Source organism: Cronobacter malonaticus LMG 23826, from assembly GCF_001277215.2.
Taxonomy (GTDB): domain Bacteria; phylum Pseudomonadota; class Gammaproteobacteria; order Enterobacterales; family Enterobacteriaceae; genus Cronobacter; species Cronobacter malonaticus.
Genome location: NZ_CP013940.1, coordinates 3,904,927 through 3,917,974 on the forward strand (window position 1 = coordinate 3,904,927; position 13,048 = coordinate 3,917,974).

The following is a 13,048-nucleotide window of genomic DNA, read 5'->3' on the forward strand; positions in this document are numbered from 1 at the left end:
TCAACCCCACTCAAGGCACGATCATGGCAAAAACAGCAGCAGCACTGCATATCCTTGTTAAAGAAGAAAAACTGGCACTGGATCTGCTGGAGCAAATTAAGAACGGCGGCGATTTTGAAAAGCTGGCCAAGAAACACTCCATTTGCCCGTCGGGCAAAAAAGGCGGCCATTTAGGCGAATTCCGCCAGGGCCAGATGGTGCCGGCTTTCGATAAAGTGGTGTTCTCCTGCCCGGTGCTGGAGCCGACCGGCCCGCTGCATACGCAGTTTGGCTACCATATTATTAAGGTGCTGTACCGTAACTGATAAAAAGGCCTTCTCCATGAGAAGGCCTTTTTTCTGGCGTTGATTACGGGGAGCGTTTCGTTGCTCACGGCGGGTGCGCGGGGCTTACCCGCCTGATAAAACCACGGTTACCCGCACGTAGGATGGGTAAGTGAAACGCACCCACCTTTTAATGGCCATGCCTGCGGCGGGTGCGCAGGGCTTACCCGCTCTACAAAACCATGTTTACCCGCAAGTAGGGTGGGTAAGTGAAACGCACCCACCTTTTAACAGTGCCGGTTAGCCTGCGACCGCGATACGCTTCATATCGGTCATATAACCGCGCAGCTTCTGTCCCACTTTTTCGATCTCATGGCTGCGAATCGCATCGTTAACGTCACGCAGCTGCGCGTTATCCACCGCGGTGCCTTCTACGGCTTTCCCCAGATCGCCCGGCTGCAGTTTGGTCATAAACTCTTTCAGCAGCGGTACGGCTGCATTAGCGAACAAGTAGTTGCCATATTCCGCGGTGTCAGAGATAACCACGTTCATTTCATACAGACGCTTACGGGCGATGGTGTTGGCAATCAGCGGCAGCTCATGCAGAGACTCATAGTACGCAGACTCTTCAATAATGCCTGCGGCGACCATGGTTTCAAACGCCAGCTCAACGCCCGCTTTCACCATCGCGATCATCAGCACGCCTTTATCGAAATACTCTTGCTCGCTGATTTTGCCTTCATACTGCGGCGCATTTTCGAACGCGGTTTTGCCGGTCTCTTCGCGCCAGGTCAGCAGTTTCTTATCGTCATTCGCCCAGTCCGCCATCATGCCGGAAGAAAACTCGCCGGAGATGATGTCGTCCATGTGTTTCTGAAACAGCGGCGCCATAATGGTTTTCAGCTGTTCGGAGAGCGCGTAAGCACGCAGTTTCGCCGGGTTGGAGAGGCGATCCATCATCAGCGTGATACCGCCCTGTTTCAACGCTTCGGTGATGGTTTCCCAGCCGAACTGAATCAGTTTTTCCGCATACGCCGGGTCTGTGCCCTCTTCCACCAGCTTGTCGAAGCACAGCAGAGAACCGGCCTGTAACATGCCGCACAGGATGGTCTGCTCGCCCATCAGGTCAGATTTCACTTCCGCCACGAACGAAGACTCCAGCACGCCTGCGCGGTGACCGCCGGTGGCCGCGGCCCACGCTTTGGCAATCGCCATGCCCTCGCCTTTCGGATCGTTTTCCGGGTGTACCGCGATAAGCGTCGGCACGCCGAAACCACGTTTGTACTCTTCACGCACTTCGGTGCCCGGACACTTCGGCGCCACCATCACTACAGTAATGTCTTTACGGATCTGCTCACCTACTTCAACGATGTTAAAACCGTGGGAATAACCCAGCGCGGCGCCATCTTTCATCAGCGGCTGCACGGCGCGTACAACGTCAGAGTGCTGTTTGTCCGGCGTCAGGTTAACCACCAGATCCGCCTGCGGGATCAGCTCTTCATAAGTGCCTACCTGAAAACCATTTTCTGTCGCCTTGCGCCAGGAAGCGCGCTTCTCGGCGATCGCTTCTTTACGCAGGGCATAGGACACATCCAGACCGGAATCACGCATGTTCAGCCCCTGGTTGAGGCCCTGCGCGCCGCAACCCACGATGACTACTTTTTTACCTTTGAGGTAGCCTGCGCCGTCGGCGAACTCATCGCGCGCCATAAAACGGCATTTGCCCAGTTGCGCCAGCTGCTGACGCAAATTCAAAGTATTGAAGTAGTTAGCCATGGTGATACCTCGTGATGTTGTCGTGTCTTATTGTTCGTTTACCGCGTCGTCAAAAGCGACGCTACAGAATTCAGGTTACAGGAAGGCGACGTTTTCGCGAGCCTTATGCCGCAGGGTTGCGAGCCTGGTCAGAGAAAGCTCTCATCCCTGCGTCCTGAAACAGCGTAAAACCACTATATGACAGGAAATTCGTTGCGGAAATTGATATATTGACAACATCACGTTGCGTTTTATGCAACAGCATTTCAGGGAGTCGACGCCATGGATCTACGCGATCTGAAAATGTTCCTGCATCTGGCGGAAAGCCGCCACTTTGGCCGTAGCGCGCGAGCCATGCACGTTAGCCCCTCGACGCTGTCGCGCCAGATCCAACGGCTTGAAGAGGATCTCGGCCAGCCGCTGTTTATTCGCGATAACCGCGCCGTCACGCTGACCGAAGCAGGCGACGCGCTGCGCCAGTTCGCGCAACAAACGCTGCTGCAATATCAGCAGTTGCGCCACGCTATCGACCAGCAGGGGCCGACGCTCTCAGGCGAACTGCATCTGTTTTGTTCAGTAACAGCGGCGTACAGCCATCTGCCGCCGATTCTCGATCGCTTTCGCGCCGAGCACCCATCGGTGGAAATCAAGCTGACAACGGGCGACGCCGCCGACGCTGTGGAAAAGGTCAATTCCGGCGAGGCCGATATCGCTATCGCCGGTAAGCCGGAAGCGCTGCCCGCGGCCGTCGCGTTTTCGATGCTGGAAAATCTCAGCGTGGTGTTGATAGCGCCAGCGCTCCCTTGTCCGGTGCGCGCGCAGGTTTCGGTACCGGAGCCGGACTGGACGAAAGTGCCGTTTATCATGCCGGATCAGGGGCCAGTGCGGCGGCGCATTGAGTTGTGGTTTCGCCGCCATAAAATCAGCAATCCGTTTATTTACGCCACCGTCGCTGGCCACGAAGCAATGGTATCGATGGTCGCGCTGGGCTGCGGCGTAGCGCTGATACCCGAAGTGGTGCTGGAAAATAGCCCGGAACCGGTACGCAATCGCGTACTGATACTTGAGCGCAGCGATGAGAAAACGCCGTTCGAGCTTGGCGTCTGCGCACAAAAAAAGCGGCTGCATGAGCCGCTTGTTGAAGCCTTCTGGAAACTCCTGCCAGGCTACCGTTAACCTGCCAGAAAGAACCGAAACGCCGGGTTGCCGGTTTCGTCGTGGCATTCGTAGCCGAGTTCGTTGAGCCGGGTTTCGAAATCTGGCTCATGTTCGCCAAGTTCAAAGGCGGCCAGCACGCGGCCATAGTCGGTGCCGTGACTGCGGTAATGAAACAGTGAAATGTTCCAGTGCGTGCCGAGCGTGTGAAGAAAACGCAGCAGCGCGCCCGGCGCCTCCGGGAATTCAAAGCTGTACAGCCGCTCGCGCAGCGGCCGCGAAGGGCGCCCGCCAACCATGTAGCGAACATGCAGCTTCGCCATTTCGTCATCGGAGAGATCCACCACGCCGTAACCATCGCTGGTAAGTTGCTCGATGATCTCATGCCGTTCTTCCATGCCACGACTGATTCGCACGCCGACGAAAATGCAGGCGTCTTTAGCGTCGGCAAAACGGTAGTTGAACTCCGTGACCGCACGTCCGCCCAGTAACTGGCAGAATTTCAGGAAGCTGCCTTTCTCTTCCGGAATAGTCACTGCCAGCAACGCCTCGCGCTGTTCACCAAGCTCGCAGCGTTCAGAAACATAACGCAGCCCGTGGAAATTCACGTTGGCGCCGGAGAGTATATGTGCCAGACGTTCGCCGCGAATATCATGCTGCGCGACGTACTTTTTCATGCCCGCCAGCGCCAGCGCGCCGGAAGGCTCCGCTACCGCGCGGACATCTTCAAACAGATCTTTCATCGCCGCGCAGATAGCGTCGCTGTCGACGGTAATAATATCGTCGAGATACTCCTGACACACACGGAACGTCTCATCACCGATGCGTTTAACCGCCACGCCTTCTGCAAATAACCCGACGCGCGGCAAATCGACCGGCTGGCCAGCCTCAAGCGCCGCTTTCAGACAGGCGGAATCAGCAGCTTCGACGGCGATCACTTTGATTTGCGGCATGAGTTGTTTGATCAACACCGCGACGCCTGCCGCGAGACCCCCACCGCCGACCGGCACAAAGACGCGATCGATATGCGCATCCTGCTGGAGTAACTCCAGCGCCAGCGTGCCCTGCCCGGCGATAACGGCCGGGTGATCGAACGGCGGCACGTAAGTAAATCCCTGCTGCTGCGAAAGCGAAATCGCATGGGCTTTCGCCTCGTCGAAGTTCGCGCCATGCAAAAGCACTTCGCCGCCAAAGCCGCGAACCGCATCCACTTTGATATCCGCCGTGGTGACCGGCATAACGATAAGCGATTTAATGCCCAGCCGGGATGCCGAAAGCGCCACGCCCTGCGCGTGATTGCCCGCAGAAGCGGTAATCACGCCACGCGCTTTCTGCTCGTCATTGAGATTCGCCATCATGGCGTAAGCGCCGCGCAGCTTAAAGCTGTGTACCGGCTGGCGGTCTTCGCGCTTCACCAGCACCACGTTATTAAGCCGTGCCGACAGCTTCTCCATCTTTTGCAGCGGCGTAACCTGCGCCACTTCATAGACCGGTGAGCGCAGCACGGCGCGCAGATATTCCGCCCCGCAGGGGGCGGCGGAAAGCGGTTGCGATTCGGCCATGATCAGCCTCCCAGCTTCGATTTATCGCGCACGGCGCCTTTATCGGCGCTGGTGGCGAGGCTTGCGTAAGCGCGCAACGCGAAGGAAACCTGACGCTCGCGGTTACGCGGCGTCCAGGCGTCAGCACCGCGCGCTTCCTGCGCTTCACGGCGCGCCGCAAGCTGCTGGTCGCTGACTTCAAGCTGAATACCGCGGTTGGGGATATCAATCGCTATCATGTCGCCGTCTTCGATAAGCGCGATGTTGCCCCCGCTGGCGGCTTCCGGCGAGACGTGGCCGATGGAAAGCCCGGACGTGCCGCCCGAGAAACGACCATCCGTGATAAGCGCGCAGGCTTTACCGAGGCCCATTGATTTCAGGAAGCTGGTCGGGTAAAGCATCTCCTGCATACCCGGCCCGCCTTTCGGCCCTTCGTAGCGGATCACGACGACATCGCCCGCGATGACTTTACCGCCGAGGATGGCTTCTACCGCGTCATCCTGGCTTTCATAGACTTTCGCCGGGCCACGGAACACCAGACTGCCTTCATCAACGCCCGCCGTTTTTACGATGCAGCCGTTTTCTGCGAAGTTGCCATACAGAACGGCAAGGCCGCCGTCCTGGCTGTAAGCGTGTTCCAGCGAGCGGATGCAACCGTCCTGACGATCATCGTCCAGCGAATCCCAGCGGCAGGATTGCGAAAACGCCTGGGTGGTACGAATACCCGCCGGGCCTGCACGGTACATCTCTTTCACGGCGCTATCCTGAGTGAGCATGACGTCGTACTGCTCAAGCGTCCGCGAAAGCGTTAGCCCCAGCACGTTATTCACCTCGCGGTTCAGAAGACCGGCGCGATCCAGTTCCCCGAGAATGCCGATGACCCCGCCCGCGCGGTGAACATCTTCCATATGGTATTTCTGGGTGCTGGGCGCCACTTTGCACAGCTGCGGTACTTTACGGGAGAGACGGTCGATATCGCTCATCGTGAAGTCGATTTCCGCCTCTTGTGCCGCAGCCAGCAGATGCAGAACGGTATTGGTGGAGCCGCCCATCGCGATATCGAGCGTCATGGCGTTTTCAAACGCCGCTTTGCTCGCAATATTGCGCGGCAACACGCTGGCGTCGTCCTGCTCGTAATAGCGTTTGGTGAGAGAAACGATACGTTTACCTGCGTTGATGAAGAGATCTTTGCGGTCGGCATGGGTCGCCAGCAGCGAGCCGTTGCCCGGCTGCGACAGGCCCAGCGCCTCGGTCAGACAGTTCATGGAGTTAGCGGTAAACATACCGGAGCAGGAACCGCAGGTTGGGCAGGCGGAACGTTCCACCTGGTCGCTCTGCTCATCGCTGACGTTCGGGTTCGCGCCCTGGATCATCGCATCGACCAGATCGAGTTTGATTATCTGATCGGAAAGTTTGGTTTTACCGGCTTCCATCGGACCGCCGGAGACAAAAATCACAGGAATATTCAGACGCAGAGAGGCCATCAGCATCCCTGGGGTGATTTTGTCGCAGTTGGAGATACACACCATGGCATCCGCACAGTGGGCGTTCACCATATATTCAACGGAGTCGGCAATAAGTTCGCGGGACGGCAGTGAATAGAGCATGCCGCCGTGTCCCATGGCGATGCCGTCATCCACCGCGATGGTGTTGAACTCTTTCGCCACGCCACCAGCCACCTCGATTTGCTCCGCAACCAGTTTGCCCAGATCGCGCAGGTGCACATGGCCCGGCACAAACTGAGTAAAGGAGTTCACAACCGCGATAATTGGCTTGCCGAAATCGGCATCGGTCATTCCCGTGGCGCGCCATAAGGCGCGGGCACCCGCCATATTGCGGCCGTGCGTGGTGGTGGCAGAACGGTACTTAGGCATGCTTTTTCACTCCAGTCTCTACAAAAGCCGGGCGGCTCAGGCCGCCCGTGCAGGTGTTATTGTGCTTACGGGTTAACCTGATCCAGCCAGCCCCATTTATCTTCAGTCTCGCCGGTGAACAGGCCAAAGAATGCCTGCTGAACGCGTTTGGTCACCGGACCACAGCGGCCTTCGCCTACCTGGATGCCGTCTACGCTGCGCACCGGCGTGATTTCCGCCGCCGTACCGGACATAAACACTTCATCCGCCAGGTATAGTGATTCACGGGAAAGCACCTGCTCACGGACTTCGATGCCCATATCTTTGGCAAGCTTGATGATGGCGTCACGGGTGATGCCTGGCAGCGCGGAAGAGGTAAACGGCGGGGTGTAGATGACGCCATCTTTCACTTCAAACAGGTTTTCGCCCGCGCCTTCTGAGATATAGCCGTGAACATCCAGCGCGATACCTTCCTGATAACCGTGACGGCGCGCTTCGCTGCCGACCAGCAGAGAGGAAAGATAGTTACCGCCCGCTTTAGCGGCGGTTGGAATGGTATTTGGCGCCGCGCGGTTCCATGAAGAGACCATCGCGTCGATGCCCTGATCCAGCGCTTCAGCCCCCAAATACGCGCCCCACGGGAACGCTGCGATAATGACGTCCGTCTTGTAGCCCTCTGGCGGGTTAACGCCCATACCGACATCGCCTACGAACACCAGCGGACGAATATAGGCGCTGGTCAGTTTGTTTTCGCGAATGACCTGGCGGCAGGCTTCCATTAACTCATCAACAGACTGGCTAACCGGGAAACGGTAAATTTTGGCGGAATCACGCAGACGCTGCATATGTTCACGATGGCGGAACACGACCGGGCCTTTGTGCGAATCGTAGCAGCGGATGCCTTCAAAGACTGATGTACCGTAGTGCAACGCATGAGACATGACGTGAACCTTCGCCTCGCCCCAGGGAACCATTTCGCCGTTGAACCAAATGTAATCAGCTTTTTTCGTCGTCATTTTTCTTCTTCCTTTTGCGCTCAGGCGCGGATTTGTTGTGATGTTGGTTGCTGGATCTCGACGCACGCGACATCGACCAGTTTGCTTAGCTGACTAAACAGTAATTCGACTGGGCGCGGGCTGGCAACGGTCAGTTCAATATTTATATTTTCCGCATTAGCGCATGCCGCCATATTCATGGCGCAAATTTGAAAGCCACGGTGACGCACCACGCGCAGCACACGTTCCAGGGTTTCCGGGCGAAAGCGAGCCTGTACGGCGAGTTGATGTTGCATCATGATATTTTCTCCAGCATTTGTGAGTTGCTGGCGCCAGGAGGCACCAGAGGCCAGACGTTTTCAGCTTCATCGATTGAAACGTGCAGCAAATAAGGGCCTTCGTTGTTGAACATAGTCTCCAGCGCGGCTGCCACCTGGTCTTTACGGGTGATGCGCTGACCGGCAATGCCAAAGGCGCTGGCCAGCGTCAGAAAATCAGGGTTATCAGAAAGATTCGTCTCGCTGTAGCGCTCCGAGAAGAAAAGTTGCTGCCACTGGCGCACCATTCCCAGACGCTGGTTATCCAGCAGTACAATCTTGAGGGGCAGCTGTTTGCGCTTCACGGTGCCCAGTTCCTGAATATTCATCATGAAAGAACCGTCACCGGTTACACAGATAACGGTATCGTCAGGGCGAGCCACCTGCGCGCCTACCGCAGCCGGCAGGCCAAAACCCATCGTTCCAAGACCGCTTGAGGTGATGAAATTTTCCGGGCGGCTAAAGCGCATGTGCTGCGCCGCCCACATCTGGTGCTGGCCTACATCGGTGGTCACTACGCTGTTTACCGGCTTGCGGTCCGAGAGCTGCTTTAACAACAGCGGGGCGAAAATCCCCTCGCCTGGATGATCGTAACGCCAGTCATGTTCGCTTCGCAGCGCGGCGACGCGCTCACGCCAGGCGTCGATAGCCATCGGCCGTTGCAGCGCGGGTAATAACGCGTTGAGATCGCCCTGCAGCCCTACATGCGCCTGACGCAGCTTATTCAGTTCCGCCGGATCGATATCCATGTGAATAACTTTGGCGTGAGGCGCGAAGGTATTGAGCTTGCCGGTAACGCGATCGTCAAAGCGTGCGCCGACCGCTATCAGCAAGTCGCACTCCTGCACTGCCAGATTCGCCGCTTTGGTGCCATGCATACCCAGCATACCGACGTACCATGGGTAGCTGGCTTCTACCGCGCCAAGTCCTTTAAGCGTAACTGCGCATGGGATTTGCGTTTGTGACATGAATTCGCGCAGCGCTGGCACCGCCTGCGCCATGCCGACGCCGCCGCCGACATAGAGCATGGGTTTTTCAGCCTGGCTCAGTAACGAACGAGCCTGCTCCAGCTCCGCTTGCGGTATGACAAACGTGTCTTCGACACTGGAAAGCCACGGCTCAAGCTCCCCGCTGGTCAGCTGAATATCTTTAGGGATATCGATCAGTACCGGCCCCGGACGACCTGAGCTGGCCAGATGAAAAGCCTGCGCCATGATTTCCGGCAGCTCGTCCAGAGACTCTACAAGAAAGCTGTGTTTGGTACAGGCAAGCGACAAACCAAGTACGTCGACCTCCTGAAAGGCATCGGTACCGATAAGCGGTGCCGCGACCTGGCCGGTGATTGCCACAACAGGAACCGAATCCAGCAGAGCATCAGCAAGGCCTGTTATCAGGTTGGTAGCGCCTGGCCCGGAGGTAGCGATGCACACGCCGGTTTTACCGGTGGCGCGAGCATAACCGATGGCCGCCATTGCTGCGCCCTGCTCGTGCCGACACAGTAGGTGTTCCACGCCGCCGTCGTATAACGCATCATAGACCGGCATTATCGCCCCGCCCGGATAGCCAAAAACGGTATCCACTCCCTGAGCTCGCAAAGCATGTACCACCCACTGTGCACCATTCATAGTTAGTTCCCCGCCTTACAGTGCGGACAACAGAATTTTATGCTACTGCTCATTATCTGTTCCTCGCTTAAGTTTTAGGTCATAAAAAAACCCCCGGACCTTTCGGTGCGGGGGTTTTCGATGATTCAGGCTTGATTTCTAAGCCTTTCTTCTTCCGAGTGCAGCCCCGCACGGTGGGTTAATAATCACCACCACGCTAATCACGACCAGGCTAATCACTAGTAGAAGGGTTGTCATTTCTGTATGTACTTACGTCATTTTCGAAGGAATACCTAAAGAGTTATCACAGAGAACAAAGCTGTGACAAGAAATATTTATGACGCGAAAAAGAAATACATTCAGCAAATCTATTAAAACCCAACGTAATCAACCGGTAACGCTAACTGAAATTTTTTCAGGATTTTTAGCCATCGTGCCTGTGGGCGCAATAACCTTTCGAAAACTTATTACGCTTTTGCGAGACGTCTCGGGCCAAATAAGAATGTGCAACTTCATACGATAAAACATTGCTATTTGTGCCGAAAAAACGCGAATTATGCCTCGATAACGCCCCTTATTCTGGCGATGCTTTTACTTCCAGGAGGGATTATGTCGTTATCTGTTATCCATACTCGTGCTGCGCTTGGAGTAAAGGCGCCGCTCGTGACAGTTGAAGTACATATCAGCACCGGGCTGCCCGGCCTGACAATCGTCGGCCTGCCAGAAACTACCGTTAAAGAGGCAAGAGATCGTGTACGCAGCGCGCTCATTAATAGCGGTTATGAGTTCCCGGCTAAAAAGATAACCATCAATCTGGCACCGGCGGATCTACCTAAAGAGGGTGGACGATATGATTTACCTATCGCCATCGCGCTTCTGGCCGCGTCTGAGCAATTAAGCGCATCTCATCTCGGTGAATATGAATTTGTAGGTGAGCTGGCGCTTACCGGCGCGCTGAGAGGCGTTCCCGGTGCAATTTCAGCCGCCATTGAGGCTCTGGGATGTAAAAGAAAAATTATCGTTGCACATGATAATGGCCCTGAGGTGGGACTCATCAATAAAGAAGGTTGCCTTGTGGCTCATCATTTACAGGAGGTCTGCGCCTTTCTGGAAGGGAAAACGCAGCTCGAATGCGCCGAACCATCTGACTTTGAATTCAAAGAGCCTGCCGGAGACCTGAGTGAGGTCATCGGGCAACCTCAGGGGAAACGCGCACTGGAGTTAACAGCAGCGGGCGGGCATAACCTGCTTTTTATTGGGCCTCCCGGTACAGGTAAAACGATGCTTGCCACCAGACTCAATGGGTTACTACCCCCTCTGAGCGACCAGGAAGCCCTTGAGAGCGCTGCGATACTAAGCCTGGTTAACCCCGTCTCTTTGCACCATCAATGGCGTCAGCGTCCATTCAGAGCCCCTCACCATAGCGCGTCGCTGAATGCCATGGTGGGTGGAGGAGCCATTCCAGCACCTGGAGAAATCTCACTTGCCCATAATGGCGTGCTTTTTCTGGATGAGTTACCTGAATTCGAGCGTCGCGTGTTGGATGCTTTACGCGAGCCGATTGAATCAGGGCAGATTCATCTTTCACGCACCCGGGCAAAACTAACGTATCCGGCACGCTTTCAACTTATTGCTGCTATGAATCCCAGCCCAACAGGACACTACAAAGGAAACCATAACCGCTGCTCGCCAGAGCAGACGCTGCGTTATCTCGGTCGGCTTTCCGGGCCATTCCTTGACAGGTTTGATATCTCGCTTGAAATTCCGCTGCCTCCGCCGGGTATGCTTAGTCAGGTGGGACAGTCTGGCGAAAGCAGCGCGCAAGTGAGGAAACGTGTAATGGAAAGCAGAGAATGTCAGTTTGCTCGGCAGGGCAAGCTTAACGCCATGCTGGACAATGGGGAGATACGTCAGTTTTGTGTGCTTAGCCCGGAGGACGCGCAGTGGCTGGAGGCAGCGCTAATCAAACTGGGACTGTCGGTTCGCGCATGGCAGCGCTTACTCAAAGTGGCGCGTACTATCGCTGATTGTGAACAGAGTCAAAGGATTGGCCGTAAACATCTGCAGGAGGCCCTGAGCTATCGTGCGATAGACAGGATGCTGGCGCATTTGCAAAACATGATGGCATAGCTCTCACGGAAATTCTCAGCACACCATATGCAAACAGCAAGCGATACATAAGATAATGGGGCTTACGCCCCATTAGTGATTAATCATCCGTTTCCACGAAATCATCCATCCCTTCCATTTGCGGCTTGCCGCCGGACAGGGTATGGAAACGCTTGGGACGTTTGATGCGGGTCATATATTTAGACCACACGCGTTCTGCTTCAGTAGCAGGTTCGCGAATACCGCGACAGACTTCAACAAACTGTTTTTCTTCCGCAGTCACAGGCTCACGCTTGCCGAGATCCAGCTCATTAAAGGCATAGCCATGACGCTCAAGCAGCTGTGCTTCTTTAATGGTGAAATCACCATGGCGAGAGAACCCGCGCGGATAATATTTGTTGTCGAAAAATCGATTAGTCGTCGTAAAGCTTTCCGCCATCCTACACGCTCCTAATTCTCTTGGCCGAGCTATTTATGGCGCGGAGTATTAGTTACGCTTGACAGAGTGTAAAACAAAACATTTAAATCATTACGACAAATTTTTTTGTGGAGTGGGATGTGGATACCGACTTGCTGAAAACCTTTCTTGAAGTCAGCCGAACGCGCCATTTTGGCAGAGCGGCTGAAGCGCTTTACCTGACTCAGTCAGCGGTGAGCTTTCGCATCCGTCAGCTGGAAAACCAACTGGGCGTCAATCTTTTTACTCGTCATCGCAATAACATACGCCTGACGGCCGCAGGCGAAAGACTTTTACCGTATGCCGAAAACCTGATGAATATCTGGCAGACTGCGCGCAAAGATGTTGCGCAGACATCACGGCACAATCTCTTCTCCATTGGTGCCAGCGCATCGCTCTGGGAATGTATGCTCTCCGGCTGGCTGACAAGGCTTTATCAGGAAAAGAGTGGAATGCAGTTCGAAGCGCGTATTGCCCAGCGACAGTCGCTGGTCAAACAGTTGCATGAACGTCAGCTGGATCTTCTTATCACTACTGAAGCGCCCAAAATGGATGAATTTTCCAGCCAATTACTAGGGCATTTCACACTGGGTCTTTATTGCACACTACCGGAACACACTAAGACCAGCCTCAATTATTTACGGCTAGAATGGGGGCCAGATTTCCAGCAACACGAAGCGGGTTTAATTACGCCAGAAGAAATACCCGTACTGACAACCAGCTCTGCCGATATAGCCAGAAAAATGCTGCCGGAATTGCAGGGGTGTACCTGGTTACCGGTTAACTGGGCTAAAGAAAAAAGCGATCTACATCCGGTGCTTGATAGCGCGATGCTTTCTCGCCCGCTTTATGCTATCTGGCTGCAAAACAGCGATAAACACAACAGCATAAAAGATCTTCTCAAGATCCCAGTTATTGCTTAATTTTTTATGGAATGATTGCAATAAGAAGCAAACAAAAAGGAGGGGTTGTTTTGCAGAAAAAGATAAAAAAAAATCC

At 55.1% G+C, this 13,048-nt stretch carries 12 protein-coding genes; 4 read left to right on the plus strand and 8 right to left on the minus strand.

From position 1 onward, the window contains the following. The first annotated feature begins 23 nt into the window (after positions 1-23). Positions 24-305 (plus strand): peptidylprolyl isomerase PpiC, encoded by a 282-nt coding sequence (gene ppiC, locus AFK66_RS18305; RefSeq protein ID WP_001140255.1) that lies wholly within the window; start codon positions 24-26, stop codon positions 303-305. A 258-nt stretch (positions 306-563) separates the two neighbouring features. Here ppiC and ilvC read toward each other — a convergent pair whose 3' ends face one another. Then, positions 564-2,039 carry a ketol-acid reductoisomerase gene (gene ilvC, locus AFK66_RS18310; RefSeq protein WP_004387272.1) on the minus strand — a complete coding sequence of 492 codons (1,476 nt, stop codon included), beginning with the start codon at positions 2,037-2,039 and terminating at the stop codon, positions 564-566. A 261-nt stretch (positions 2,040-2,300) separates the two neighbouring features. Between ilvC and ilvY the strand changes: the two genes are divergently transcribed. Continuing rightward, on the plus strand, positions 2,301-3,194 hold the full coding sequence (gene ilvY / locus AFK66_RS18315; RefSeq protein ID WP_023899639.1) for an HTH-type transcriptional activator IlvY: 894 nt from the start codon (positions 2,301-2,303) through the stop codon (positions 3,192-3,194). On the opposite strand, the gene ilvA is transcribed toward ilvY, so the two are convergent. The 6 genes from ilvA to ilvL all read right to left on the minus strand — a co-directional run bounded on the left by ilvA (position 3,191) and on the right by ilvL (position 9,741). Next, on the minus strand, positions 3,191-4,735 hold the full coding sequence (ilvA, locus tag AFK66_RS18320) for a threonine ammonia-lyase, biosynthetic (protein ID WP_007798111.1): 1,545 nt from the start codon (positions 4,733-4,735) through the stop codon (positions 3,191-3,193). The two genes, ilvY and ilvA, sit on opposite strands and share 4 nt — an antisense overlap. Before the next feature lie 2 nt (positions 4,736-4,737). After that, positions 4,738-6,588: a dihydroxy-acid dehydratase gene (ilvD, locus tag AFK66_RS18325; RefSeq protein WP_023899640.1), complete on the minus strand. Its 1,851-nt coding sequence runs from the start codon at positions 6,586-6,588 to the stop codon at positions 4,738-4,740. Positions 6,589-6,653: 65 nt separating this feature from the next. Further along, complete coding sequence (locus AFK66_RS18330; RefSeq protein WP_004387276.1) at positions 6,654-7,583, minus strand: branched-chain amino acid transaminase; 930 nt, start codon at positions 7,581-7,583, stop codon at positions 6,654-6,656. Between the two features lie 20 nt (positions 7,584-7,603). Next, on the minus strand, positions 7,604-7,861 hold the full coding sequence (gene ilvM, locus AFK66_RS18335; protein ID WP_007766319.1) for an acetolactate synthase 2 small subunit: 258 nt from the start codon (positions 7,859-7,861) through the stop codon (positions 7,604-7,606). Beyond that, the gene (ilvG, locus tag AFK66_RS18340) at positions 7,858-9,504 is read right to left on the minus strand and encodes an acetolactate synthase 2 catalytic subunit (protein WP_032978021.1); all 1,647 of its coding nucleotides are present in this window, start codon (positions 9,502-9,504) and stop codon (positions 7,858-7,860) included. The genes ilvM and ilvG overlap by 4 nt, the downstream gene beginning before the upstream one ends. A gap of 138 nt (positions 9,505-9,642) precedes the next feature. After that, positions 9,643-9,741, minus strand: a complete 99-nt coding sequence (gene ilvL, locus AFK66_RS21795; RefSeq protein ID WP_071601137.1) for an ilv operon leader peptide — start codon at positions 9,739-9,741, stop codon at positions 9,643-9,645. Positions 9,742-10,092: 351 nt separating this feature from the next. Between ilvL and AFK66_RS18345 the strand changes: the two genes are divergently transcribed. After that, positions 10,093-11,613: a YifB family Mg chelatase-like AAA ATPase gene (locus tag AFK66_RS18345; RefSeq protein ID WP_007780013.1), complete on the plus strand. Its 1,521-nt coding sequence runs from the start codon at positions 10,093-10,095 to the stop codon at positions 11,611-11,613. A 79-nt stretch (positions 11,614-11,692) separates the two neighbouring features. On the opposite strand, the gene AFK66_RS18350 is transcribed toward AFK66_RS18345, so the two are convergent. Beyond that, complete coding sequence (locus AFK66_RS18350) at positions 11,693-12,031, minus strand: MaoP family protein (protein WP_004387280.1); 339 nt, start codon at positions 12,029-12,031, stop codon at positions 11,693-11,695. Between the two features lie 107 nt (positions 12,032-12,138). Between AFK66_RS18350 and hdfR the strand changes: the two genes are divergently transcribed. After that, positions 12,139-12,972, plus strand: coding sequence for an HTH-type transcriptional regulator HdfR (gene hdfR, locus AFK66_RS18355; protein WP_023899645.1), 834 nt, complete (start codon positions 12,139-12,141; stop codon positions 12,970-12,972). Positions 12,973-13,048 lie beyond the last annotated feature (76 nt).